Raw genomic sequence first — 24,647 nt, forward strand, 5'->3', positions numbered from 1 at the left:
TGGAAGAAACTTGTTTTTTATCTTGCTAGTTCATATTTATTTATCTGCTATAATTTCTTTTATGAAAACATTTATTATAAACAACTGGAATAAACTTTTATTAGTTGCACTTACTTTTATGGCTTTATTTTTTGCTTTTTCTTTTACTCTTGATGAAAACTCTAAAAAATTAGTTGATGATTCTTTTAAACAAGCTGCCATAGTTTTTGGGAGTGCAAAGGCTTTAAATGGTGTGATATCACTAGCTCAAGGAACTGAAATTAATCTTCCTTTTGTAGTTGTTGCTATTGGAGAAATACTTGACCCTATAAATGACTTGGTTGAGCAATTTTCACTTATAATGCTTGCAAGTTTAGTTTCACTTGGTATTCAAAAAATTTTATTAGGCTTTTTAACAAATGATATTTATAATTATGTATTATTTACTTTTATTTTAGTTTTTAATATTTGGCTATTTATTCGTTTTTCAAAAGATGAAATAATCAGAAATATCTTTTTTAAAGCTACTTTTATACTGCTATTTCTAAGATTTTCTATTCCTTTTATTGTCTATGTGAACGATGTTTCTTACACATATTTTGTAAAACCTCAATACAATATTGAAATACTAAATGACAACATCTTAAAAGTAAAAGATGAAGTTAGCAAAATAAATAAAGACACAATAGTACAAAAAGAAGAGAGTTCGTTTTTCAATAAAATCGTAGAAAAATTTGATATTAGTTTTTATGAAAAAAAGGTTGAAGAGTACAAAGATGCTGTTGATAATTCAAGTCAATATTTAATAGATTTGATTATTGTATTTATATTTCAAACGATTCTTTTACCAATCATTTTTTTATATATTCTTTACATCTTATTTAGAAAAATTGTTTAGATAATATCCCTGAAAGATTATTATAAAAATAATCTTTCAAACTCTTTTATGATAGAAGTAGCAATTACAGTATCTTCACTTTGACTTATTAATTTACTTGCATCTAAATTTTTCTTTTTAGAAACTTCATTTATATATAAATTCATTGCATCTACATCAAATTCAGGGTGAAACTGTACTCCCCAAGCTTTTGAACCAACTTTATAAGCATGATTTATATCATGACTATTAAAAGCTAATCTTATAGCATTTTTTGGCAGTTCTAAAACCGTTTGAGAATGAACAGTATGAGCTTTGAAACTATTTGGAAGATTTGAGAAAAGCTCATCATCTTTGGCAAAATCTTCTAAAAATATATCCACTGTTCCTATTTCTATTCCATTTTCATGATAACCTGAAACTCCACCTAAACATTTTGCTAATAGCTGATGCCCATAACAAATAGCTAAAAGAGGTATTTCTTCCTCTATAATTTTTGGAAGCCAATTTTCAAGCTCTATACTCCATGACTCTTCATCTGTTACCATACTGTGAGAACCTGTGATTATAATTGCATCATTTTTATCTGGTTTTGGTAAAGTTTGATTCTTTTGAACATCAATAGTAGAAATATTTAAATCTTTTTTTTCAAGTTTCTCAATAATCCAATCTTCAAAATCACCATTTGGATTTTCAAAAGTAGAACCACATTTTATAATATATAATTTCTTCATATCTTCCTCAAAAGCATTGATTAAAAAAATTATACATTATTATGTAAAAAAATATAATCTAAACTGTTTAAAATATAATCTATTATAAGCAAAGCTTTACTAAAATAAAAAAAATCAAAAAGGCTTATTTTGCAAAAAAACATATTAATAACAGGATGTAGCTCAGGATTAGGTCTTGCGTTGAGTCATTATTATTTAGAAAAAGGTTTCAGAGTTTATGGAATAAGTAGAAATAAACCTGAGATAAACAATCCAAACTTTATTCATAAAAATTTTGATTTATCACAAATCTCAAAAATAAAAGATGAATTAAGCTCTTATATAAATGATATTTCACAGTTTGAAACTGTTTTTTTAAACGCTGGAATGTTAGGAAAAATCAAAATCTTAGAAGAGTTATCAATACAAGAGATGCAAGAAGTATATAATCTAAATGTATATGCAAACAAAGAGTTATTGGATATTTTAGAAACAATAGAAGTAAAAAATATTTTAGCTATTTCATCAGGTGCTTCAAAGACTGGATATAAAGGTTGGGGTTCATATTCTTTGTCAAAAGCAGGAGTAAATATGCTAATAAATCTTTACTCAAATGAGATGCCAAATACCAAACTTCTGGCCGTTGCACCAGGAGTCATAAAAACTCCTATGACTGATTATATAAGATTTGAAATAGATTCAGAGATTTTCACTTCTGCTAAAAAACTAAATGAAGGAACAGTTCAAACACCTGAAGAAACAGCTATAAAAATAGGCAATTTAGTAAATAGAATTGATGAATTTGAATCAGGTATTTATGTGGATGTAAGAAAGATATAAACAAAGTATGGTTTTATACTTGTTTATATCCAAAGAAGTTTAAATAGCCAAGTTTCTCATAAAATTACTAGCGATTATTGAAGCTCTTTCCTTGAACTTCAGTGCAATATCTTCTGTATAAAGTTTATCTAAAGATTCAAAAAATAGTTTTAACCATGTTTCAAAAGATTCTCTATCTAATCCTGATATTTGCATATGTGGAGCAAAAGGAGAACCGTTGTAGTTCCCTCTTCCAAAAGATATTGTATACCAAAAATCAGTAAGTAATGTTATATGTTTTTGCCAAATTTCAGACTTCATATCAGGTCCTAATTTTTCTATAAAAAAAGGAGATATCTTTTCATTTTTCATAACTTTTGTATAAAATGTTATTACTAACTTATTTATATTCTCTTTTGTGATTTCATTACTTTGCATTATGATATTTTTTTCTCTTAATTGATTTTATATTTATAATCATAGCAATTGAAACAATAAATGCAATTACAAAGAATCCAGCAAATACATAAAGTGTTTGAGAGTATGAACCCGTTGCGTCTTTTACCATAGAGATAATTAGTGGTCCCACAAGACCAGCTGCTGCCCATGCTGTTAAAATATACCCATGAATTGCTCCAAGCTCTTTTGTTCCAAAAATATCTCCAATGTATGCAGGAATTGAAGCGAACCCTCCCCCATAACATGTCATAATGAAATATAAAACAACTTGAAATACTAAAATTTCTGTAATAGATGGTAACATATAAAATGCCACTGCTTGTGTTGCAAAAAATATTACATAAACAACAGGTCTTGTAAGATAATCACTAAGTGATGCCCACATGATTCTTCCTGCTCCATTAAATATTCCCATTAAACCAACAGCTGCAGCTGCTGCAATTGCTGATACTCCTAAAACTTCTTGTAAAAGAGGTGAAGCTACACCAATAATCGCGATTCCACAAGTTACATTTATAAATAACATAATCCAAAGACCATAAAATCTTGGAGTTTTAATAGCTTCATTAAGACCTAGAAATGCTAAGTCTTCTTTGATTTTCTTTTTACCTTCTTTGATTTTTTGCTCAAATTTCTTTGGTAAATATTCATCATGTGGCTTTTCTAAATATAAAGCTGATGCAAACATTACTACAAAATAAACAGCTCCTAAAATAAAGAAAGTTCCAGCAATTCCTACAGCTTCTATTAATATTTTAATAGTTGGTCCCCAAATAGCAGAAGCAAACCCAAATCCCATAATAGCAAGTCCTGTTGCCATTCCTCTTCTATCGGGAAACCATTTTACTAAAGTTGATACAGGAGAAATATATCCAATTCCAAGACCACAACCACCTAATACTCCATAAAAAAAGTATAAAAGTAACTTTGATTCCATCATAATTGCAAGACCTGAACCCATCGTACCTAATCCAAATAAAGAAGCAGCAATTATTGCTGAAACCCTAGGACCATTTTTCTCAACAAATTTCCCCATAAGTGCAGCACTTAATCCCAAAAAGAAAATTGCAACACTAAAAGCTATTGTAACATCTGTTAAATCCCAACTCATTTGTGCTTGAATTGGTTTTACATATACACTCCATGCATAAACAGACCCTATACATATATGAACTCCAACAGCACTAAGTGCCATGAGCCATCTATTTTTTTCTACCATTAAATAATCCCTTGTTTATATTGTGTGCGCGATTTTAACAATTTTTTCTGATAAATAGATAAAAGTAATAAATTAATTCTATACATTTTATTTATTTTTGAATAATCTCATTAAATATAAAATAATAAGAATTATTTTAAAACTATTTGTCTCTTTTAAAAACCAAATTTTTAAGAGCTTTCTCATTATCAATTGCAGGAAAAGTATCAAGATTTTCCAATCTTTTTTCAAATGTAAAATCACTTGCAAACTCTTTAAAGATATTTTTTATAAAATCACTATAAAGCTCTGGCGCATTTAAACATGATAAAACTATACATTTATTAGCTGCTAATTCATCTAATCTTTTTATGATTTTTTCATAATCCTTAGTTGCAGCAAAACTTCCTTTTTGAAATGATGGTGGATCTATAATGATAATATCATAAGGTCCTTCTTTTTTAATTCTGCTCCATGATTTTAAAATATCATAGGGCATAAATTTTACTTTCTTTGTATCAAGATTATTTAAATGATGGTTTTCTCTACCTATTGTTAAAGCACCTTTTGCCATATCTACATTTACAACTTTTAAAGCACCTGCACTAATAGCTGCTACAGAAAAAGCACAAGTATATGAAAAAAGGTTTAGTATATTTTTATCTTTACAAATATTTTGTATAAATTCTCGCCCTATTTTCATATCAGGAAAAATTCCCATATTTTGATTCGAAAAATTTATTTTATATTTTAACGAGTTCTCAATAGCTATTAAATCAGAAGATAATTTTCCTCTTAAAACTTCATTTAGATTATCTTTTTTATATCTTCTTTGAATAATAAAATTTTTGAAATTTTTAAGCGCATAAATCTCATCAAGCAGTTTTATTAACTTTTTTTCAATATTTTTATCAATCTCTTCAAAAAAAATGGCCAATAAAATATCATCTATACTATCAACTACTAAATAGTTATAATCAGAATAAAAATTTCCTCGTCCATGAAAAACTCTTTTTAGCTCTTCATTTTTATTTTCTAGATTATTTAAAATAATCTCTTTTAATTTTTCTATATTTATTTGGATTTCTTTATTCAAAGTTATACTCTTTTATTGAGATTATTTGATATTCATAAAAAGTATCATTTATTTTAAACTCAAACTCTTCATCAATTTTTTTACCTAAAAAAGCTCTTCCAAGAGGAGATTTATTTGATATTTTATTTTCATTTGGATTTGTTTCGTGAGTTCCTAGAATAATATAAGTTTTTATCTCATCATTATCTAGGTTTTTCACTTGTATATGTGAGCCAAAATTGACTCTATTGTGAGGAATCTGAGATATATCTATTACTTCACTAGTATTTATAATCTTATCAAGAAATCTTAATCTTTTATCAGTATTTCGTATTTGCTCTTTTGCAGCTATGTACTCAGCATTTTCACTTCTATCACCTAATTGTGCTGCTATTTCTTTCTCTTTTACCCAATAAGATTTTTCTTTTAGTAATCTTTTGAATTCTTCAACAATTTTTTCGAAACCATTTTTTGTAATTAAATCTTTTTGCATAAAGCAATTATATTAAGTTTTTTTATATTTCTTTGTTAATCTTACATAATCATAAAAATCACTTAACATCAAATATCTCATTTGAACATCTTGAAATTTTTTTACTAACATAAAATTACCTTCATTAAAAAGGCTAATATCATGAGTAAACTCTTTGGGATATTCTAGTTTTTCCTCTTTTATTGAAGGAAATCCTTCCATAAAATCTAAAAAAAGACTATTTATTAATTCATTTTTTTCTTCACTTGGTTTTGTTAAAAAATCTTCTACTGTTTCAAACTCTTGACAGATTTCTACTAAGCATTTGTGCATGAGTCACTACTTGAACAGGTATTTAATTTTTTGTTTGTATCTATATTTACATTTAAAAGTTTATTTATTTGTTCTATATTAAATCCACAAAGTTTTATACCATTTATATCTAATAGCGGCCTTTTTATTAATATAGGTTCTTTTATCATTAAATTTATTGCTTCATCTTTTTTAATACTTAAAATATTTATCTCTTCATTTTTTATTTGAGGAGCAAAGGGATTAAATATATCTTTCACTTCTAAACCTTTAAAATATTCACTTAGAGTTTCAAATGTCCATTTCTCATCAAGTAAACTTTTTACTGTAAAAGATATATTATGACTTTTTAATACCTCTTTTTGTTTAGCATTTCCATTACATCCTATTTTTTCATAAAATATGAAATTATAAAAAACAAAATCAGCCATAAAATTCCTTTTTATATATGGCTATGCAATTTGCGTACCTTTTTATAAAGCTTTATTATTTAAATTAATCATACTTATATAATAATAAGCTCCTAAAATTATATTATTAAGGATTTATTTTGCCATACATAAAAAAAGAGTTTAAAACTATCAAGGGTGAAAAGATTGAAAACTTCTTAGAAACTTTGAATTTAGATTTAAAACTTACATTAACTCTTTTAGAAAAAGGTAAGATTACTGATGAAAATAATAAGCGACTTCAAAAAAATCAAATCATAAAATCAAACTTTATTTATATCGTAATATTTGAACCCATAACAAAAGGTTTAAAACCAATATTTAATTCTTTTCATTTTGCTATTTTTGATAAACCAAGTGGAATAATAGTTCATCCTTCATCCCATCAATTAAACATTTATACACTTTTAGATGAAATAAAATACCATTTTGGGCAAAAAGCTTCGTTAGTTCATAGAATCGATGCTGAGACATCAGGGTTAATTCTTGTTTCAAAAAATGCTTTTAGTGATATGATTTTAAAAAATATGTTTGAAGAGAAAAAATATATCAAAAAATATCATGCAATAGTTGAAGGGAAAATAGAAAAAAATCTAGAAATAGATACACCTATTACAAATGATATAGGATTAATCAAACTTAAAATGAAAGCTGATTTAAATGGTAAAGAATCTAAAACATTGATAAATCCAATTTCTTATGATAAAGAAAAAAATCAAACATTAGTTGAAGCCATTCCATTAACAGGAAGACAACATCAAATAAGAGTTCATTTGAATTCAATAGGTCATAGAATAATTGGTGATCCATTATATGGAATAGATGAAAAAATTGCTGATCTTTTTTTAAAAAATAAACTTAGTGATTCAGAAAGATTAGAATTTACTAAAAACCATAGATTAATGCTTCAAGCAAATTATTTAGAATTTGAATTTTTAGACATAGTTTATAAATTTTCCTCTTTGCACAAGTTTTAGCTGTATAAGCAATTATTACACAATTTTGTACTAATATTCCGAAAAAATTTCACCCTTTTTAAATAAGGACTTTATTGCTATTTAACTCATATGAATTTATTTTCTTATTTTTACCAATAAGCTTTTTAATATACTTTTATTTAAATAAAAAAAAACTCGTAACTTCATCAAAAATATTTTTAGTTGTTGCTTCTTTAGTATTTTATTCATGGTGGAATATAATTTATCTTCCTTTACTTTTAGCAAGTATGCTTTTTAACTTTTTAGTTGGTCAATCTTTAGGTAGAAACAAAACAAAAGCAATGCTTACTTTTGGAATACTAGGAAATGTTATCCTTCTTGGATATTTTAAATATACAGATTTTTTCATATCAAATTTTAACTGGACATTTAATAAAGATGTAAATTTATTACACTTAGCTCTTCCATTAGCTATTAGTTATTTTACATTTCAACAAATAGCTTTTTTAGTGGATTCATATAGGGGTGAAACAAAAGAGTACAACTTTTTAAATTATGCACTATTTTTAACATTCTTCCCTCAACTTCTAATGGGTCCAATAATGCACCATAAAGAAATTATCCCACAGTTTCAAACAAGATGGAAATCTTTTATAAATTGGCAAAATGTGTCTTTAGGACTATTTATTTTTTCAATAGGACTTGCAAAAAAAACACTCATTGGTGATCCACTTACAGACTATGCACAATTTGGCTTTGATTTTGCACAAAGTTTATCCCCTATTGAAGCTTGGTATGCCTCGGTTTCTTATGTACTATCTTATTATTTTGATCTATCTGGATATGCTGATATGGCAGTTGGTATTGGAAAAATGTTTAACATAGATATTCCAAAAAACTTTAATAGTCCCTATAAAGCTAGAAATTTTGCTGATTATTGGAAGAGATGGCATATTACACTTTCAAGATTTTTAGGTGATTATATTTATAAAAGCTTAGGTGGAAACCAAAAACTTGCAATCGTTATGTATATGAATATTATGATTACATTTTTTGTATCAGGGTTTTGGCATGGAGCTGGTTGGAACTTTATAGTTTGGGGATTATTAAATGGTATTTTTGTTGTAATGGCACATATGATGAAAAGAGCACATCTAAAAATGAATTTTTATATTGCTTGGTCATTGATGTTTATGGGACTTATACTTACAAGAATTTTATTTGTATCAAATAACTTTACTGATGCTTTGTATGTCGCAACTACACTTTTTGATATTTCAAGTCTTAGTTTTTCAGATTTATATTATATAGATCCCTATATGCAAAGTTTTTATATAGTTTTAGCTTTTACTTTAGCAGTTGGTGCAAAAAACAGTATGGAAATTGCTGAAAATTTTAAACCAAATACAAAATATATGTTTTATACAATAATTCTTTTAACAGCTTCTTTATTCACTTTTTCAAGTGCAAAAGAGTTTTTATACTTCCAATTTTAAGGATAAAAGATGAAAAAACAATACAAAAAATACTTTATTTTATCTGTTCTTCTTACATCTTTTATTTTTATATCTGGAATTGCAATTAGATATATTATTGATCCTGTTGGAATCAATAATAAAGTTAATTTAGGACTTTATAAAGATGTGGCATTAGCATATAGAATTCAAAAATTTGTAGAGCTAAATGAAGTAGAACCTAATAGTATAATATTAGGTGGAAGTAGAGCTCACTATTTAAATCCAAAAGATTTAGAAAAATACACCCATGATAAAGTTTATAATTTAGGTCTTACATATTCAACACTTGAAGAACAATACTATTTTTTAAAATATTCAATAGAACATTTTCAGATAAAAAATGTCGTTATTGCATTAAATTTATATCCATTTAGTGAAAAATTAGAAGATAATAAAAGTGATTTTGATGAAACATTATTTGAAGATGGCTTTACGATTTTAAAACAAATAAAACACTATCTTAGCTTACCACTTATTAAATATTTGAAATATGCTTATGAAAATAAATATACAGAACCTTTTTATAAAGATGGTGCAATTACAGCTTATCATCAAAGCATAGTATTAAAAGATCATACTTGGGAAGATAGAAAAAAAAGCTCATTAGATGGTTACTATAGAAAATATAATGAATATTTAGAATGGGGAGATACTCAATTTGAATACTATAGAAAAATGGTTAAACTTTGTACAGATAATAATATAAATCTAAAAGTATTTACAACAGCTATACATGTATCTCAACTTAATATTTTAAAAGACGTAAATAAAATGGATATATTTTATAAATGGAAAGAGGAATTAGCTAAGATTTATCCTTTTTATGATTTTATGACAGAAAATAGTATTACTATAAATGATGATAATTATATTGATACCTCTCATATAAAGCAAGAATTTGGTTATTTATATTTTGCTAGAATTTTTGAAGATGACTCAGTAAATATTCCAAAAGATTTTGGAATATTTACAAAATAACTAAACATCAATATTATAGTATCTATGAGCTATAAAAAGCTATTCATAACTTTTGAGGAAATGTTAAAGATTTTATCTCAATAAATGAGTAAGTGTTTTATTGAAGTAAAGCTCTTGACAAACTTTTTTTATTTTATTATAATTCGATAATTATCAAACTATGAAAGAGTAAAATGAATTCGAAAGAGTTAGCAAAAATTTTTAAAGCCTTATCTAATGAAAATCGATTAGAGATTTATAAAGAGATAGCCAAACAAGAGGATATTGACTATGAACAAAAGTGTGAATGTAGTATCTCTGATATCTTATCATGTTTAAAAATTGGTGCACCAACGATTTCTCATCATCTTAAAGAGTTAAGTAATGCTAATTTAATTACTACTGAAAAAAATGGTAAGTTTTTAATGGCACATATTAATAAAGAGACATTAGAAAAAATTAGAAATTTTATTGATTTAGATTAATAAAAAAAGGCGCTCTATCTTGAGCCTTTTTTTTGTCTATATAGTTTGATAGTTATCGAAATGTGAAAGAAGAGATTATGAAAAAAAGATATGAAAATAGTGAAAAAGTTTACAAATTACAAGCAAAAGAAATATTTCCACTAATAATGAGTTTGATAAAAGAGAAGTCAAAAGATGCTAAACCAAAATCAACACTAGATATTCCTGTTAAGTTCTTAAACAAACAAGACTTAGAAGCTTTAGAAAACTATAGTGTAATTCGATTTGGACACTCAACTTTACTTTTTAAGATAGAAAATGAGTTTATTTTAACTGATCCTGTTTTTTCAAAAAGAGCTTCTCCTTTTTCTTTTATGGGACCAAAACGTTTCCATGATATGCCAATAAGTATTGAGGAATTACCATTTATTGACTCTGTGATTATTTCCCATGACCATTATGATCACTTGGATAAACAAAGTATTAAAAAGCTTGTTTCTAAAGTAGGTAAATTTTATACCACTTTAGAAGTTGGAAAACACCTTATGAAGTTTGGTGTTTCACGACAAAAAATTGTGGAATTAGATTGGTGGGAAAGTTCTAAGCCAAATAATATAGAGTTTGTCTGCACACCTGCACAACACTTTTCAGGAAGAGGACTTTTTGATAGGGATAAAACCTTATGGTCTTCATGGGTCATAAAAGCACCAAAGGGTCGCTTTTATTTTGGTGCAGATGGTGGATATTTTAATTGCTTTAAAGAGATAGCCTATAATCATGGGCCTTTTGATATGACATTTTTAGAAGTTGGTGCTTATAATCAAAAATGGAGAGATATTCACATGCTTCCTCATGAATCAGCGCAAGCACACAAAGATTTAAGAGGAAAGGTAATGTTTCCTATTCATAATGGAACCTTTGATTTAGCATTGCATGCATGGTATGAACCTTTTGAGAAGATAGCATCATTAGCAAAAGATTTGAATATTGATATTGTTTTTCCAAAAATGGGAGAAGCCATACCTCTACTTACAAAAAAAGAAACCTCTTTATGGTGGAAATCTTAAGAAAAAAATAGATTTAAGTGGTCTTTATAAAATAAAAGGAAAGTGATGAAAAAATTAATTTTATATATAAGAATAATTATGTTAAGTACTAATGCAATATCTACACAAGAGAGTGTCCAAGACATGGAAGGAAATGTGTATCTAAAAAAGTTCTTCTAGGAATTCCAAGTTTTTTTGTAAGTTCACTTGTTGTTCCCTCTTTTACTTTTTCAAGTATTAGCATAAAAATAGTGATAATACAATTATTTTTTGTGCATTATTGTGCGAAAAGTATGATTTTTAAATTTAAATTAATCATCTAGTAAATATAGCTTACTAAATCAATAATTATAATGTTTAATTATAATTGATACATATCATTTTATAATCTTTATTTTTCTTATAAACTCCAAAAATATTTGGAAAAAGGAAACAAATGAAAATTATATTATCAATAATATTTATGATTTTATCTATTCAAGCAAATGAATTTGTAGATAGTAATACTTGTAAGGGATGTCATCCTACTATTTATAGTGAATTTTATGATTCATCCCATAGAAAAGCTTCAATTTTTGAAAATAAAGTTCATAAAGGAATGTGGGATTTACATCCTGATAAACAAAAAGAGAGTTACACTTGTGCAAAATGTCATACACCAACTGATTTAGAACTTCTAAAAAAACTTGATGAAAATCAAAAGGCTCTTCCAGAACAAAATAATGTTCAAACACAAGAAGCTATTTCATGTGCTTATTGTCACAGTATCAAAGATGTTGAAAGTCATGCAAAACTAAATAAAAATGTATCTTCTTTAAAAGAAAAAGTTTTTTATTCTGCAAATGAAGATAATAGAGAAGAAAAAAATAAAGAGTTCAAAGATGAAGTTTCATTATTTGGAATGATAAAAGAGAAATCAGGCTCTCCTTTTCATAAAATAGATTATTCAAATGAAAATTTTTATACAGGAAAAATGTGTATGGGATGTCATTCTCATCTTCAAAATGACAGTAGTTTTGATTTATGCAGAGTTGAAGAAAAAGGCTCAACAAGTGAAGAAACAAATTGTATTTCATGCCATATGCCAAAAATCGCAGGAACGGCAACTTCAATAAAAATTACAAAAGAGCATAGATATCATGGTTTTGCAAATGGAGCTAAAAATCAAGAATTATTAGCAGAATATATAAAAATTGATTTTAAAGAAAATACAAATAATTTTGAAGTATCAATAAAAAATGAAGCAAGTCATAATTTGTTTTTACAACCTTTAAGATTGGCTCAATTAAAAGTAAACATATTAAGAAATAATAAAACTACAGCTCTTGAAACAAAATCATTCACAAGAATAATAGGAAAAGATGGAAAAGCTACAATGCCTTGGCTTGCAGACTCTGAAGTTACAAATACAATGATAAAAGCAAATGAAACAAGAGTTATAAACTATGATTTTAAACTAGAAAAAGATGACAAAATAGAAGTTATTTTTGGTTTTTATTCTGTTAATCCAAAAATGATAGAAAAATTAAATCTTCAAGATGATGAAGAGAGTAAAAAGTTCAATATATTATTTAGCAAATTCTTTTATGCTAAATAAATATTCCTTGGTTATAATCTGGTATTAAATAAATACTAGGTTATAAATTATGAATACATTATCAAATGAAAATTTAAAAGAAAAAAATATAAAAGGTGCTTTTTTTGGAGCACTTGTAGGTGATGCTTTATGTTTAGGTACACACTATGAGTATGATGCAAAAAAAATCTATGAAGCTTATGGTCAAAAACCAATAGAAAAGTTTATGAGTCCTGGTGAAATGATGGGTGGACAGACTCATGGTATTGGATGGGGTGAAAGAAATTATCATCCAGGAAAAAGTGCTGGTGGAACTACTGATTATGGTGATTACAATATTGTAATTCTTGAACATTTAGCAGCAACTTCAAATCCTCCTAGAGCTTTTTCTGTGCAAGATTTGATTCCACATTGGATGAATAGACTTGAAAATGGTTGGGGTTCTTGGATTTGTACAATGACAAAAGAAACTTACTCACAAGTAAAACACGGAACAAAAGTAGAAAATCTAGGTGGAATATCAAATGCTATGGCAATACGTCATGTGGCAGCTCATGGATACTATGAAAATGAAGATGAGTTAGTTGATGTTGCAAGAAAAGCTATGTTTACTCACAAAGATTTTTCTGCACTTGGTGGTGGTGAGTTTTTTGCAAGAGTTACCCATAGAGTTTTAAGAGGTGTTAGTCCTAGAGATGCTATTGAAGAAGTGGCTATTTTAATGGGTGGTTTCTTTGAAGATAAAACAAAACAAGCAATAGCAAAATATGAAGAAGAAGCAAATCCAGAAACACAGCTTTCAAAAGAGCAATTCAGTGATGATTTAGCACTAACAAGTATGGCCAGACTTTGGGATATAGGAAGAAGTGAACCTATAAAAGTAGGAAAAGCTAGTCCAACAGAAGGAACACTTCCAGGAAGCATTTATTTCATACTAAAATATGCAAATAAAGAAGAGGGATTAAAAAAAGCCCTACAAGCAAATGCAATGGTTGGAGGAGATAATGCTTCAAGATCTATTGCTATTGGTATGGTTTTAGGAGCATATTTTGGTCTTGATGCAATTCCAAAAGAGTGGAAAGAAACACTTACACAATGGGAGTATTGTGAAAACCTTTTAAATAAACTTCCATTGATAAAAAAACTACAAGAAGCTTAATATTAAGCTAAATTTTTATTCCCAAATTTTTTGGGAATAAAATATTTTACAATATTAATTAACTTCATGTTCAATTAATACATTATTTTTTAGATTTACATTTCGTAGATGAGCTGATAAATCACTATCCATACTAAGTAAATGAAAATCAAACCAATATGGTATTTTTTCTAAATAATAAGATTTTAAAATATTCATACCAAATAAACTATATGATTTATCTATAAAAAATTGTAATTCTGCTAATACTTTATTGTGCTCATTTTTATGCTCTAAACTTCTTGGATAATTATATCTATCCATTAATTTTTCTTCTTCCATAAAATGTTTTTTTGTATGAATTAATAATTCCATAGATTTTAATTTAATACTATCTGTTGAGTTTATATCAACACTATTGTAAATATCTAAAAATTCCATATGTAAAACATCCATTGTATTATTTTTTAATAGATGCTTTTTTTCATCAAATATTTTTATTTTTTTCATATAAACTCCAATAATTTAAAGATTAATTATGCAACTTTTATTCCATAGTGATTATTAATTAAAATAAAATATAAGTTGAAGTAGTATGCTATGTAAAATGATATTAATTATAAAATAAAGGGATTTTAATGCAATTTGAGAAACTGATAAAAGGAAATTTGCTAAAAAGATATAAAAGATTTTTAGCAGATATTATACTTGAAGATGGCACTTTTATAACTGCCCATGTACCAAATAGTGGAGCTATGACTTCTTGTATTGAAGATAATTGTGAAGTATGGGTAACTTTTCATGACAATCCAAAAAGAAAATTAAAATACACATTAGAGCTTACAAAAATGGGTGAAAATTTAATCTGTACAAATACAGGAGTTGCAAATAAAATCGCAATTGAAGCTATAGAAAATGGAGTTATTAAAGAACTTCAAGGATACTCCTCACTTAAACCTGAGCAAAAATATGGACAAAATAGTCGAATTGATATTTTACTTGAAAATGAAAATCAAAAGTGTTATGTTGAGGTAAAAAGCGTAAGTCTTAAGATAGAAGATAATTTAGCTTTTCCTGATGCTGTTACAAGCAGAGGAACAAAACACTTAAATGAACTTTCTTGTATGGTTCAAGAAGGACATAGAGCAGTAATGTTATATATTGTTCAAAGAACAGATGATTTGCCTTTTAGATTAGCTTGTGAAATAGACAAAAAATATTGTGAAGCTTTTAGTGAAGTTACAAAAAAAGGTGTTGAAGTTTTAGTTTACCAATCTAATATCACACTTGAAAAAATAGAAATAAAAAAATACATAGATTTTAAATTATAAATAAATATGAAAAAATTTGTATATAAATTATATATGCATCATAATAATTAGATATAATCACAAAAAAATAAATTAGGACAATCTTGAATCTAAAACAAATAAGCATGGCTATATATGCAACATATTTAACGAATAAATATGGCTTCAAATTAAAAAAAGCAAAATCATCAAAAGAGAAAAAAGATTTGAGATATGAATATTCTCAAACTCTACTGTCAAAACTAAATATTAGTATTAAAGTTACAAATAAAGAAAATATCCCAAATGATGGTAAGTATTTACTTATTTCAAATCATAGAAGTATTATTGATCCTCTTATAATCGAAATTGCATTAAAAGATTCATTAATACATGGATTTTGGGTATCAAAAAAAGAGTTATATAATTCACTTTTTTTTGGCACATTTACTAGAAATTCTGACTCTATATTACTTGATAGAGAAGCTTCTAATATGTCATCATTTTTTAAAGACACAAAAGAAGTTGTAAGTAATGGTCATTCGATATTTATTTTTCCAGAGGGAACAAGAAATAAAGAAAATACTCCTCTTAGTAGTTTTAAAGATGGAGCAAGATTAATTGCACTTAAAAATAGACTTCCATTATTACCTGTATTTATAAGAACAAATGCAAATGAAATTTTAAAAGATGCTATAAACAATAGAACAAAAGATTTAGAAATAGAAATCCAAATTGGTGAGATAATCGACTATAAAGATAAAGCTCCATTAGAAGAGAATTATAGAAAAATGTTTAATATATAAGTTATTCTTATTTATAAACTATTAAGTTTAATTATATAATAATTCATTTTTTAGAAGAAGGATAAATAATGAACAAATTTGATAAATTTAGAAGTTTTTGTAGACCATTTAGAATTGTACTAGGTTTAGTTTTAATAGCAGTTGGATTCTTTACAAGCAATGCTTGGTTTTATTTAGGTGTTATCCCATTAATTGCAGGATTAGCAGATTTTTGTCCTGTATGTATTATAAGTAAAAAGTGTACTCCAAAAATAAAATAAACTAAAAAGAAGAATTTAATTCTTCTTTTTAGTTCTTAACTTAATTCAACTCCACATTTTTCACAGTTCTTTCTAAACCATCCACGACCTGGATATTCACCACAACTAGGACATTTCCAAAGAAAAAACATATATCCTAGATAAATAACAAATCCAGCAATTGCTGCATTAAACCAAATTTCTTTTGATAAACCTAATATTTCAGTTAAACCTTTTACTTGCAATACTATATTTGGTGTTAAAAGAAGAAAAAATATAAATGCGGTGATTTTAGCATTTCTAATAACAATTGCAAACTCTTTTTTTACATCTTTATTTTTCATTTTTTTCCTTTTTAAAGTTTAAAATAATCATTCCATAGAACTTACCATCTTTATAAAATTCAGCTCTATATTTAGTTTTTCCATTATCAACTGAATAATTATCTTGAATATCTTTTTCTTCAATTAAAACATCATCTTCACTATCAAGCCCTGATTTACTAAATCCAATAATATTAACTCTATAATCACTTTTTACAATTTTAAACTCTTTTTTGATATCAATTTGAGATGCAAATGGTGCTTCTATAACTTTTCCATCAACTTCAATTTTTATATTTTTATCAGCTTTTGCTATTTCAAATATTTGAGGATAGAACTCTGTTACTTTTATATTTCCAATATAAATTTCATATCTTCCATCAATATATTTATAAGCACCTAAACTATGTTCAAATCTAAATTCATTATCATTTTCCTTTAAAGGAACAAATTTTGTGTAATTTTTAATATCACTTAAATCAAAAACTATATTATTATTAACTCTTACTTTTCCAAAATCTAAAAGCTTTTTTTGAACATCATCATAACTATTTATATCAAATTTTCTTTCAAATTTAATATGCATAATATTCATAAACTCTTCTATAGATTTTAATTGATATATAACTTTATGTGTTAAATCAGTTATATTTTTACTTGTTTCTATGGCAAAGGCAGGTTTATTATGAGTTACTGCAAAAAAAGTTAAAGATAATTGCATTTGCTCATCTTTAAATTTTGTTTCAGTATTTTTAACACCAAAAGAATGAAAATCCTTAAATAAACTATCATTATTTAGAGAATTATTTACTTGACTTGCAATTTCATCTAAGTTTCCAAACTTATCTAATCCATTTATCTTTTCTTGATCAATAATAGTTGCTTGTCCCCAAGCATTTGGATTAAAAATTGCATTTTCATACTTATTTCTATAAAAACCATATCCATCATGTAAATTTAATATTAAATCAACTTTTTTATCAAGTATTATCTCTTTTACTTTTGTAACAGTATCATAATCAGGATCACTTTTTTCAATAGTACTAAACTTTCTATTCATATCATTATAAAGACCTCTATTATTAGCCATAATACTATCTGCATTTAAATCTGGTATTACCCAAACATTTCCTGATTTAATTTCATAATATTTCTCTAAAAAAGCTGGAGCAAAATAGCCTCCTGGCTCATCTCCATGAATTCCTCCAATTATTAATAATGTATTTCCTTTTTCATTGCTTTCTTTTTTAAACAATTCAAAATTTAGATTTGCAGCATTTATAATTAAAGGAATAAAAAGTAACAAAAATTTCATTATATTCCTAATAGTTTAAATAAATATTTATAATAATTATTTTTAAAAAATAAACATTATAAATATAGTGTCGGAATAATATCATATGCTATTTTAGAGCATGTTTAAAATTTATTATATTATTAATTTCTATTATAAAACTATTAAATTTTAATTCACTTTTATTTGAATTTGTCTCAGCTTGTTAATAAATGTAATATTTTATGTTAACATAATGAATGAATAAAAATTTACAAATGGTTTATACCTATCACAACGAAACAAAACACTCACAGCAAAGATACGCAAGATCTTTAGGTTATATGGATTGGGATACACAACCAAACCCATATAGAACATATGCAGGGGCTAAAAAAATAGCATTACCCTTATCTTTTGATAATAATACTTTAGAATATAGTCAAATATTTAATCCAAATGAAAATACACTCAACGCTCCTTTATGTAAAGAAGCAATATCACAATTTTTTCAATTTTCACTAGGACTGGCTGCAATTAAAGAGTATGGAAATCAATCTTGGGCTTTAAGATGTAATGCCTCAAGTGGAAATCTACAACCAAGTGAAGCTTATATGATTTCAAATGAAATTGTAGGAATTGATGATGGACTTTATCACTATTCACCACAAGAGCATGAACTTGAGTTATTATCAAATGCAAATGAAAAATTAAGCCTTCCTAAAAATAGTTTTTTACTATGTTTGTCTTCAATAGTTTGGAGAGAAGCTTGGAAATATGGGGAGCGGTCATGGAGATATACTCAACTTGACTGTGGACACGCTCTTAAAGCTTTAGAAATTTCAGCTTTGATATTAGGATGGAAAATTGAAGTTCTAAATACAAAAGATAGTGAACTTCAAAAACTAATAGGTTTTGATCAAGCTCATAGATATGTTCCAGAAGAAAGAGAACTTCCTGATATGCTTATTTTAGTTTCTCTTGCAAATAATTCAATAGATAGTGATTCTATAGATATTAATACTATTAGAAATACCCTACAAGAAAAATATGATGGAAAAGCAAATCAATTAAGCTACGCTTGGCACAAATGGGATATCTTAGAAAAAATAGAAGATGCCACATTAAGTGATGATTTACAAACAAAAAAATATACAAATGATATATATGAGAAAAATCCATATAGAATACCATCAGCATTAGCAAAAGATGTAGTTCTAAAAAGACGATCTGCTCAAATGATGAACAAAGATGATTGTACTTTTACAAAAAAAGAGTTTGAAACTATAATAGGCTCTGTTAAATCAAACAACTCAAGTATACACTTAGTTATTTTTGTGCATAGTGTTGAAGAGATAGATTCAGGACTTTATATACTTATTAGAAACAATGAGCATAAAACACAATTACAAGCTTTATTAAAAGAAAGTTTCCTTTGGGAAAAAGTAGACACAGATTCAGGTGAACTGTATAAACTTGAAGATGGTGATTTTAAATTTCTTGCAAAAGCAATTTCTTGTAATCAAGATATAGCAAGTGATGGTGCATTTACATTAGGAATGTTAGCGCAGTTTAAAACACAAGTAGAAGATATATCAGTAGCAAAATATAAACACTTATATTGGGATTGTGGAGCAATTGGTCAACAATTATACCTTGAAACTACATCTTTAGGTTTATCAGCAACTGGAATTGGATGTTTCTTAGATGATATTTTACATGGAGTTATTGGCTTAAAAACAAATGAATTTCAAACACTTTATCACTTTACAATTGGTCGTGGTTTAGTTGATAATAGATTATCTACTAAAAAACCTTATATAAAATAAAGAAGTTTTTCTTCTTTATTTTAATTTTATCTACTTTCTAACACTCTTTTAGAAGTATCATAAACCATTTCATAGTATCTATTATTGTTAAATTCAAACTCTTGAATAACATCAATACCTAATTTCCTCTTATGAGCTGCATATGATCTTTCATTTATTTTATTTACAAAAGTTACTAGTATTGGATATCTTTTTGACATTGATTCAAGTGCAAAATCAAAAAGTTTTTCTAAAAGTCCACTTCCTCTAACACTTTTATCAATACAAACAGGCCCGTATTGATATGAATTATCTACACTTAAAGTTTGTCCTAGATATGTTAAGTTTGGTAAATCTTTTATCATAAATGCAAACATAGGCCACTTTGACCAAAATTGCCACGATGCTGACATCACATATCCTAAAACAACATCATTTTCAACAGCTATGAAAATCCCCTGCTCTAACGTTATAATATCTGCTAATTCTTCTTTTGAAAATCCAGTTGTTACAAAGCCATCTTTTTTATCATCTTCAGCTATTGTTGCTAACTGATATTTTGCGTGTAGTTTTAATATATTTTCAATATCTTTTATTTCTGCTATTTTTAATTTCATATTTGATTTCCTTTATTATTTTAATATCTCTCATATTTTTCTCTTATTTTTATATAAATATGCACATTATTTGAATCATCGTTAAATTCACGTTCATCAACTATAATATAATTTAAATTTCTAATTAATTTACCTAATTTATCATAACCATAATTTCTAGAATCAAAAGAAGGATGATTTTTATTTATATATCCACCTACATTTGATAATTGTGCCCAACCATCATCTTTTGAAACTGCATTAATTGCTGAGATTATAAGAGGTCTTAGTTCAAGATTATTTGATTCATCTTGATATTTTGGAACTTCTTTTTTTTCTTTTAGAATTTCTGTAAATACAAACTTATCACAAGCTGCAATAAAGGCTTCAGGAGTTTTTTTCTCACCAAAACCATATACTATAAGCCCTGATTCTCTGATTCTTGTTGCAAGTCTTGTAAAATCACTATCAGAAGAAATCAAACAAAACCCATCTAAACTATTTTCATGTAAAATATCCATAGCATCAATAATCAAAGATGCATCAGTTGCATTTTTTCCTGATGTATATGAAAACTGCTGCATAGGTTGAATTGCGTGTTTATTTAAGTGATCTTTCCACTGTTTTAAGTGACTATTCGTCCAATCACCATAAGCTCTTTTAATACTTGCTATTCCAAATTTAGCAACTTCTGCTAATAGTTCAGAGATAAGTGAAGCTTGAGCATTATCTGCATCTATTAATACTGCAAGTTTTATAGTTCTATTTTCGCTCATATTATTCCTTGGATTATTTCAAATTACAATTGGTATTATAATATCTACTTAATTGTTAGTTTATTCTTCAAACTAATTATTAATAACAATTTTGATAAAATTCGCAAAACAAGGAAATTATTATATGAAAACACAAAACTTATTTATACTATCATTTTTTGCAATTATAGCAACATATCTTTATGTATTTGGACAAGAAAAAACAATAGAAATGATAAAAGAAGAATATTTATTTATTATAGGATTATTTATACTTACTGCTATTTTTGTATTTTTTAAATTTAAACTAAAAGATCATAAGATAAGACAATTTCCTCAGAATAATCTATCTTTTAAATCAACAGTTATATTTTTTCTTATTTTTCAAGTAGTAGATTATATAGTAGAAGATGGTTTTATAGGAATGATATCGCAGTGGTTTTTATATTGGGTTATGGGACTTATTGCTTTAGTTTTAATAGAAAATATAAATTACTTTAAAAACTATCAATTAATAAAAAATCAAATCAATAACAAGTACACTTAAAATTATTAGTAACAATTCAAAGTAGAAAATATTTAATTGAAACTAATGCAACAGATTTTTATTCTCACAGCAATCATATTCAGCTTGCAAAGTTATATGTGAAATATGATACTTAGATTTTAAATACTTTTCAATCTTTGAAGTGATTTGATTTACTTCTTCTAAAAGAAGATTTTCCTTAAAATCAACATGTGCTTCAAGATGAATATCATGGTCATCTAATCTCCAAATATGTAAATGATGAATATTTAAAACCTCATCAAAAGTTTCTACATTTTTTTTAATATCTTTTATATCTATATTAGAAGGTGCTCCTTGCATAAGTATATTTACAGATTCAATTAAAAGAAAATAAGATGCTTTAATAAGATAAAAAGCTATTAAAAGAGATATTACAGGATCTATCCAAAATATATTGTAGTAATACATTAAAACTCCACCAATAACAACTGCAACTGAAGTCATAACATCTGTAACAAGATGTAAATATGCAGCTTTTACATTCATATTATTATGGGCATCATCTTTTACTAGTAAAACACTTATAGCATTTAAAATAATACTTAATATTCCTAAGCCTATAACTAAAATAGAATCTATACTTTGAGGATTGAAAAACTTATTTATAGATTCAATTATTAGATAAATTGCAATTATTATAAGAGTAGTACTATTAAATAAAGTCGCTAAAATTTCAGCCCTTTTATAACCAAAAGTTTTATAGTTGTTTTTATCTTTTTTAGCAATTTTATTTGTCCAGTAAGTTAAAACTAAGGCTAAAACATCACTAAAATTATGTAAGGCATCACTTAAAAGTGCAAGAGAACCTGACATTATCCCACCAATAATTTGTGATAAGGTAATGATGATATTTAAGACTATTGTGATAAAAAGATTTTTACCGCTTACATTATGACTGTGGCTATGATTGTGGTGATGTTCGTGCTCTGACATTTTTGATTCCTAAACAATTTATATTTTGTGTTTAAATAGCTTTATTATTATATCTATCTTATTTTAATAGGAAGCAAAGATAAAAAACTCAAAGCTTCAGGAAGTGAAAACTCAGCTTTATCTATATCATTTTGTTTTGGATCTATTAGATAGTTTTTAGCGCTTACAAAATTTGCTTTTTTTAAATTATTATTTATAAATGAACTTAATTCTAAATCACAATTATCAAATAACGATCGTTCTAGATTACACTCTTCAAAACCTGTATCTTTTATAAGGGAATTAATAAACTTCATTTGTCGTAAATCCATAAGATGAAAAGAGTTTTGAGAGATATTACATAAATTAAATGTTACATTAAAAGGTTCTTCACAATTACTCCAAGAAAGACCAAGTAGTCTACACTTTTCAAAAGTGATGTCATTAAAAACACAATTTTTCAATAATGCAAGAGATAAATCGCAATCTATAAAAATACATTCTGTAAACTTACAAGATGAAATAATAGCTTTTGAAAAATCACATTTTATAAAGGTACAATCATCAAAATATATTGAATCTAATTTTTTATCATTATATTCAATAAACTCTTCTTCCCAATAATCATTTATTGTAAACATTTTTCTCTTTTTTTATTTGATTTTATCCTATTTGAGATAAAAAGTCTTATTTCTTGCTAACTAAAATCCCACCAATTACAATAAGCAAAATACCTAAAAAAGTATACATATCAGGTATAGAATCACCAAGAACCATTCCAAAACCAAGAGCAAAAGGAATACTTGTATAGCTAATAACTCCTATGATACTTGCAGCGCTAATACTATATGCTCTTGTTAAAAACCATTGTGAAGCAGTTGATAAAATAGCCATAAAAGATATGAGTATCCAAATAATAGGATCCGTATGCATTTTAAAATGTACATAAGGAGTAAATACAAGTAATAAAGGAATAATCACTCCAATTCCCATAAAAGAAAGCATAATAACTCTTGCATCATAAATATCTTTTATTTTTTTAATAGTTGCATATGCAGCTGCTGCAAAAAAACCACCTAAAACTCCTAAAAGATGTGCACTTGAAATACTCATTCCAAAAGGCTCTATTATTAGAACAACACCAATAAATCCAATAATCAAAGCAAAAAATGTTCGTAGATTTATACTCTCTTTCATCAAATAATACGCAAGAATTGTCACAAAAAATGGTGATGTTTTATTTAAAATCACAGCTTCACCAAGTGGAATTTTTGCAATTGTATAAAAGAACAATAACATAGCTAGTGAACCAAAAACACCTCTTAGAAATAATAAGTGTAGTTTTGAAGTATCTATACTTACTGGAATCTTTTTTAAACTATAAAGTATTATCATAACACCTAATAAATTTCTATAAAATACAATTTCAATAGGGTCCATATCTTCTGATAGTATTTTTGCAACTGCTCCATTTAGTGCTCCAATAAAAGCACTTAAAAGCATAAATAAAATACCTTTATCTATTAATCTTAATTTTGATATCAAATCTAATCTAATTTCGCAATGTTGCAATTAATCTATTTGAATCTTTTAAAAATGCAAAAACATCAAATATTGATTTTACTAAAATATCAGAGTTTAAAAGTGTTTCAGTACAAAGTCCTTCATCTTGTAAAATTGCTATTCCTAAAATTGACTCTTTTAGCATCAATTTGTCATTTCTTCCATTACCTACACTTAAGCATGTATTTAAACCTAGTTCTTTTACAAAATTTAACTTGCTAAGATCTTGGGCCAAAGCAGGTATTGTAATTACCTTACAATTTGTATTTTCTAACTCTTTTTTAACTGTTCCATATGTATCTGCGGTTATTACATAAAAATTAAAACTTGATGATAGTTCATTTATGTATTTTGAAACATCACTTATTAGTTTTCCATCAATTGCAATTGTTCCGTTATAATCAAAAACAACGTCTTTTATTTCTAAAGTTTTTCTTCCTGGTATTTCTATTATCATAAATTACTCTTTACTTTTTATAATGATTTATATTTACTAAACATTAAAATACTATATTTACACTAAAAA

Annotated in this window: 30 protein-coding genes; 14 read left to right on the top strand and 16 right to left on the bottom strand. The window is 26.3% G+C overall.

The window, feature by feature from the left end:
- Positions 1 to 10 precede the first annotated feature (10 nt).
- Positions 11 to 877: a hypothetical protein gene (locus tag ABVS04_RS03105; RefSeq protein ID WP_368029206.1), complete on the top strand. Its 867-nt coding sequence runs from the start codon at positions 11 to 13 to the stop codon at positions 875 to 877.
- A gap of 20 nt (positions 878 to 897) precedes the next feature.
- Here ABVS04_RS03105 and ABVS04_RS03110 read toward each other — a convergent pair whose 3' ends face one another.
- On the bottom strand, positions 898 to 1,590 hold the full coding sequence (locus ABVS04_RS03110) for a glutamine amidotransferase (RefSeq protein ID WP_368029207.1): 693 nt from the start codon (positions 1,588 to 1,590) through the stop codon (positions 898 to 900).
- 129 nt (positions 1,591 to 1,719) lie between these two features.
- Between ABVS04_RS03110 and ABVS04_RS03115 the strand changes: the two genes are divergently transcribed.
- Positions 1,720 to 2,409: an SDR family NAD(P)-dependent oxidoreductase gene (locus ABVS04_RS03115; RefSeq protein WP_368029208.1), complete on the top strand. Its 690-nt coding sequence runs from the start codon at positions 1,720 to 1,722 to the stop codon at positions 2,407 to 2,409.
- Between the two features lie 39 nt (positions 2,410 to 2,448).
- On the opposite strand, the gene ABVS04_RS03120 is transcribed toward ABVS04_RS03115, so the two are convergent.
- From ABVS04_RS03120 to ABVS04_RS03145, 6 genes are all read right to left on the bottom strand, one after another.
- Positions 2,449 to 2,826: a group III truncated hemoglobin gene (locus tag ABVS04_RS03120; protein ID WP_368029209.1), complete on the bottom strand. Its 378-nt coding sequence runs from the start codon at positions 2,824 to 2,826 to the stop codon at positions 2,449 to 2,451.
- The gene (locus ABVS04_RS03125; protein WP_368029210.1) at positions 2,816 to 4,066 is read right to left on the bottom strand and encodes an OFA family MFS transporter; all 1,251 of its coding nucleotides are present in this window, start codon (positions 4,064 to 4,066) and stop codon (positions 2,816 to 2,818) included. The genes ABVS04_RS03120 and ABVS04_RS03125 overlap by 11 nt, the downstream gene beginning before the upstream one ends.
- Before the next feature lie 142 nt (positions 4,067 to 4,208).
- The gene (locus tag ABVS04_RS03130) at positions 4,209 to 5,123 is read right to left on the bottom strand and encodes a class I SAM-dependent methyltransferase (RefSeq protein ID WP_368029351.1); all 915 of its coding nucleotides are present in this window, start codon (positions 5,121 to 5,123) and stop codon (positions 4,209 to 4,211) included.
- 10 nt (positions 5,124 to 5,133) lie between these two features.
- The gene (locus ABVS04_RS03135; protein ID WP_368029211.1) at positions 5,134 to 5,613 is read right to left on the bottom strand and encodes a GreA/GreB family elongation factor; all 480 of its coding nucleotides are present in this window, start codon (positions 5,611 to 5,613) and stop codon (positions 5,134 to 5,136) included.
- A 12-nt stretch (positions 5,614 to 5,625) separates the two neighbouring features.
- The gene (locus tag ABVS04_RS03140; RefSeq protein WP_368029212.1) at positions 5,626 to 5,925 is read right to left on the bottom strand and encodes a hypothetical protein; all 300 of its coding nucleotides are present in this window, start codon (positions 5,923 to 5,925) and stop codon (positions 5,626 to 5,628) included.
- Positions 5,910 to 6,335 carry an ArsC/Spx/MgsR family protein gene (locus ABVS04_RS03145; RefSeq protein ID WP_368029213.1) on the bottom strand — a complete coding sequence of 142 codons (426 nt, stop codon included), beginning with the start codon at positions 6,333 to 6,335 and terminating at the stop codon, positions 5,910 to 5,912. The genes ABVS04_RS03140 and ABVS04_RS03145 overlap by 16 nt, the downstream gene beginning before the upstream one ends.
- A 119-nt stretch (positions 6,336 to 6,454) precedes the next feature.
- Between ABVS04_RS03145 and ABVS04_RS03150 the strand changes: the two genes are divergently transcribed.
- The 7 genes from ABVS04_RS03150 to ABVS04_RS03180 all read left to right on the top strand — a co-directional run bounded on the left by ABVS04_RS03150 (position 6,455) and on the right by ABVS04_RS03180 (position 14,010).
- The gene (locus ABVS04_RS03150) at positions 6,455 to 7,330 is read left to right on the top strand and encodes an RluA family pseudouridine synthase (RefSeq protein ID WP_368029214.1); all 876 of its coding nucleotides are present in this window, start codon (positions 6,455 to 6,457) and stop codon (positions 7,328 to 7,330) included.
- A 74-nt stretch (positions 7,331 to 7,404) separates the two neighbouring features.
- Positions 7,405 to 8,787, top strand: a complete 1,383-nt coding sequence (locus ABVS04_RS03155; protein ID WP_368029215.1) for an MBOAT family protein — start codon at positions 7,405 to 7,407, stop codon at positions 8,785 to 8,787.
- 9 nt (positions 8,788 to 8,796) lie between these two features.
- The gene (locus ABVS04_RS03160) at positions 8,797 to 9,786 is read left to right on the top strand and encodes a hypothetical protein (RefSeq protein WP_368029216.1); all 990 of its coding nucleotides are present in this window, start codon (positions 8,797 to 8,799) and stop codon (positions 9,784 to 9,786) included.
- Positions 9,787 to 9,959: 173 nt separating this feature from the next.
- A complete protein-coding gene (locus tag ABVS04_RS03165; RefSeq protein ID WP_368029217.1) occupies positions 9,960 to 10,250 on the top strand; it encodes an ArsR/SmtB family transcription factor in 291 nt (96 codons plus the stop codon).
- A 77-nt stretch (positions 10,251 to 10,327) separates the two neighbouring features.
- Entirely contained in the window at positions 10,328 to 11,296 is a 969-nt protein-coding gene (locus ABVS04_RS03170; RefSeq protein WP_368029218.1) for an MBL fold metallo-hydrolase, read from the top strand.
- A gap of 415 nt (positions 11,297 to 11,711) precedes the next feature.
- Positions 11,712 to 12,872 carry a multiheme c-type cytochrome gene (locus ABVS04_RS03175; protein WP_368029219.1) on the top strand — a complete coding sequence of 387 codons (1,161 nt, stop codon included), beginning with the start codon at positions 11,712 to 11,714 and terminating at the stop codon, positions 12,870 to 12,872.
- A 49-nt stretch (positions 12,873 to 12,921) separates the two neighbouring features.
- Positions 12,922 to 14,010 (top strand): ADP-ribosylglycohydrolase family protein, encoded by a 1,089-nt coding sequence (locus ABVS04_RS03180; RefSeq protein ID WP_368029220.1) that lies wholly within the window; start codon positions 12,922 to 12,924, stop codon positions 14,008 to 14,010.
- A 54-nt stretch (positions 14,011 to 14,064) separates the two neighbouring features.
- Here ABVS04_RS03180 and ABVS04_RS03185 read toward each other — a convergent pair whose 3' ends face one another.
- Positions 14,065 to 14,499: a hypothetical protein gene (locus ABVS04_RS03185; protein ID WP_368029221.1), complete on the bottom strand. Its 435-nt coding sequence runs from the start codon at positions 14,497 to 14,499 to the stop codon at positions 14,065 to 14,067.
- A 128-nt stretch (positions 14,500 to 14,627) separates the two neighbouring features.
- Here ABVS04_RS03185 and sfsA point away from each other — a divergent pair, with 128 nt between their 5' ends.
- The 3 genes from sfsA (at position 14,628) to ABVS04_RS03200 (ending at position 16,344) form a co-directional block, all read left to right on the top strand.
- Complete coding sequence (gene sfsA / locus ABVS04_RS03190) at positions 14,628 to 15,320, top strand: DNA/RNA nuclease SfsA (protein WP_368029222.1); 693 nt, start codon at positions 14,628 to 14,630, stop codon at positions 15,318 to 15,320.
- An 83-nt stretch (positions 15,321 to 15,403) separates the two neighbouring features.
- Positions 15,404 to 16,084 carry a lysophospholipid acyltransferase family protein gene (locus ABVS04_RS03195; protein WP_368029223.1) on the top strand — a complete coding sequence of 227 codons (681 nt, stop codon included), beginning with the start codon at positions 15,404 to 15,406 and terminating at the stop codon, positions 16,082 to 16,084.
- Between the two features lie 68 nt (positions 16,085 to 16,152).
- On the top strand, positions 16,153 to 16,344 hold the full coding sequence (locus ABVS04_RS03200) for a DUF2892 domain-containing protein (RefSeq protein WP_368029224.1): 192 nt from the start codon (positions 16,153 to 16,155) through the stop codon (positions 16,342 to 16,344).
- Positions 16,345 to 16,379: 35 nt separating this feature from the next.
- Here ABVS04_RS03200 and ABVS04_RS03205 read toward each other — a convergent pair whose 3' ends face one another.
- Together ABVS04_RS03205 and ABVS04_RS03210 are read right to left on the bottom strand one after the other, a co-directional pair.
- Positions 16,380 to 16,667 carry a hypothetical protein gene (locus ABVS04_RS03205; RefSeq protein ID WP_368029225.1) on the bottom strand — a complete coding sequence of 96 codons (288 nt, stop codon included), beginning with the start codon at positions 16,665 to 16,667 and terminating at the stop codon, positions 16,380 to 16,382.
- The gene (locus ABVS04_RS03210) at positions 16,657 to 17,961 is read right to left on the bottom strand and encodes a M99 family carboxypeptidase catalytic domain-containing protein (RefSeq protein ID WP_368029226.1); all 1,305 of its coding nucleotides are present in this window, start codon (positions 17,959 to 17,961) and stop codon (positions 16,657 to 16,659) included. The genes ABVS04_RS03205 and ABVS04_RS03210 overlap by 11 nt, the downstream gene beginning before the upstream one ends.
- 218 nt (positions 17,962 to 18,179) lie before the next feature.
- Here ABVS04_RS03210 and ABVS04_RS03215 point away from each other — a divergent pair, with 218 nt between their 5' ends.
- A complete protein-coding gene (locus ABVS04_RS03215) occupies positions 18,180 to 19,748 on the top strand; it encodes a SagB family peptide dehydrogenase (RefSeq protein WP_368029227.1) in 1,569 nt (522 codons plus the stop codon).
- A gap of 26 nt (positions 19,749 to 19,774) precedes the next feature.
- Here ABVS04_RS03215 and ABVS04_RS03220 read toward each other — a convergent pair whose 3' ends face one another.
- A complete protein-coding gene (locus tag ABVS04_RS03220; RefSeq protein ID WP_368029228.1) occupies positions 19,775 to 20,344 on the bottom strand; it encodes an N-acetyltransferase family protein in 570 nt (189 codons plus the stop codon).
- A gap of 20 nt (positions 20,345 to 20,364) precedes the next feature.
- Complete coding sequence (locus tag ABVS04_RS03225) at positions 20,365 to 21,099, bottom strand: NYN domain-containing protein (RefSeq protein ID WP_368029229.1); 735 nt, start codon at positions 21,097 to 21,099, stop codon at positions 20,365 to 20,367.
- A gap of 124 nt (positions 21,100 to 21,223) precedes the next feature.
- On the opposite strand from ABVS04_RS03225, the gene ABVS04_RS03230 reads away from it, so the two are divergent.
- Complete coding sequence (locus ABVS04_RS03230; RefSeq protein WP_368029230.1) at positions 21,224 to 21,625, top strand: hypothetical protein; 402 nt, start codon at positions 21,224 to 21,226, stop codon at positions 21,623 to 21,625.
- Positions 21,626 to 21,667: 42 nt separating this feature from the next.
- Here ABVS04_RS03230 and ABVS04_RS03235 read toward each other — a convergent pair whose 3' ends face one another.
- Genes ABVS04_RS03235 through ABVS04_RS03250 form a run of 4 tightly spaced genes read right to left on the bottom strand, consistent with a single transcriptional unit; the run spans position 21,668 to position 24,578 of the window.
- The gene (locus ABVS04_RS03235; RefSeq protein WP_368029231.1) at positions 21,668 to 22,579 is read right to left on the bottom strand and encodes a cation diffusion facilitator family transporter; all 912 of its coding nucleotides are present in this window, start codon (positions 22,577 to 22,579) and stop codon (positions 21,668 to 21,670) included.
- Between the two features lie 53 nt (positions 22,580 to 22,632).
- Entirely contained in the window at positions 22,633 to 23,199 is a 567-nt protein-coding gene (locus ABVS04_RS03240; protein WP_368029232.1) for a pentapeptide repeat-containing protein, read from the bottom strand.
- A gap of 46 nt (positions 23,200 to 23,245) precedes the next feature.
- The gene (locus ABVS04_RS03245; RefSeq protein WP_368029233.1) at positions 23,246 to 24,130 is read right to left on the bottom strand and encodes a DMT family transporter; all 885 of its coding nucleotides are present in this window, start codon (positions 24,128 to 24,130) and stop codon (positions 23,246 to 23,248) included.
- Positions 24,111 to 24,578 carry an HAD family hydrolase gene (locus ABVS04_RS03250; RefSeq protein ID WP_368029234.1) on the bottom strand — a complete coding sequence of 156 codons (468 nt, stop codon included), beginning with the start codon at positions 24,576 to 24,578 and terminating at the stop codon, positions 24,111 to 24,113. Before ABVS04_RS03250 ends, ABVS04_RS03245 begins: the two co-directional genes overlap by 20 nt.
- Positions 24,579 to 24,647: the final 69 nt, after the last annotated feature.

Origin of the sequence: Arcobacter sp. s6 (assembly GCF_040884245.1) — a bacterium.
GTDB lineage: Bacteria > Campylobacterota > Campylobacteria > Campylobacterales > Arcobacteraceae > Aliarcobacter.